The sequence below is a fragment of the Streptomyces milbemycinicus genome, assembly GCF_002154605.1.
Taxonomy (GTDB): domain Bacteria; phylum Actinomycetota; class Actinomycetes; order Streptomycetales; family Streptomycetaceae; genus Streptomyces; species Streptomyces milbemycinicus.
The window spans coordinates 532-1,320 of the sequence record NZ_MUNE01001140.1; the positions used below are offsets into that span (position 1 = coordinate 532).

Here is a 789-nt window from a genome sequence, read left to right on the forward strand (position 1 = left end):
GCCGCGGCCACCACCACGGCCCAGCGGGCGCGCCTCGCGCACCCGCTGTCTCGACGTCCCCCATTTCCCCCGTCGCAGTCATACCGACCAGACTACGGCCGGGTGCGGGAGGTTCACCCCGGGACACGGCAGGGCGAAGCGGCAGAACCCGGCAGACGCCCACAGAGGCCGCCTCGCAATCCATGCGGCGCACAGCGCGGCGCTCTACCGTCGCGTCGAAGGGGCTTGGTACGGCATAGTGGTGGGGGCCAAGTCGGCAACCCCCACCAGGTGTCCGATTTGACCGCTCTACTATCCCCTGTGGTGTAATCAGGCAGCACAGCAGCCTTTGGAGCTGTTTGTCAAGGTTCGAATCCTTGCAGGGGAGCTCAAGTTCGAATCCTGACCGTCCATGTCAGGACCCACCCTCGTTCCCGCCCCGAAACCTCTCGGTATCCTGCGGTTGTCCACACCCGAGCCGAGCCCGAAGGGCACATCCGTGAGCGCCAACCGCCCGGCAGCCGTCGTCGTCCTCGCAGCGGGTGAGGGCACCCGCATGAAGTCGACGACCCCCAAGGTCCTGCATGCGATCTGCGGCCGGTCCCTCGTCGGGCATGTCGTCGCCGCCTCCCGCGAGCTGTCCCCCGAGAACCTGGTGGTCGTCGTCGGCCACGCCCGTGAGCAGGTCACCGCGCATCTCGCCGAGATCGACGCCGACGTGTGCACCGCCGTGCAGCACGAACAGAACGGGACGGGGCACGCCGTCCGGATGGGGCTTGAGCAACTCACCGACAGCGCCGACAGCGGGGT

At 68.2% G+C, this 789-nt stretch carries 1 protein-coding gene and 1 tRNA gene; both read left to right on the forward strand.

The window, feature by feature from the left end; translation table 11 throughout:
- Nucleotides 1-294: 294 nt before the first annotated feature.
- Nucleotides 295-367: transfer RNA gene (locus CCN51_RS51645), tRNA-Gln, on the forward strand.
- A 111-nt stretch (nucleotides 368-478) separates the two neighbouring features.
- Nucleotides 479-789, forward strand: a 311-nt coding sequence (locus CCN51_RS51650; protein ID WP_158104800.1) for an NTP transferase domain-containing protein, incomplete at its 3' end; no start/stop codon positions are given.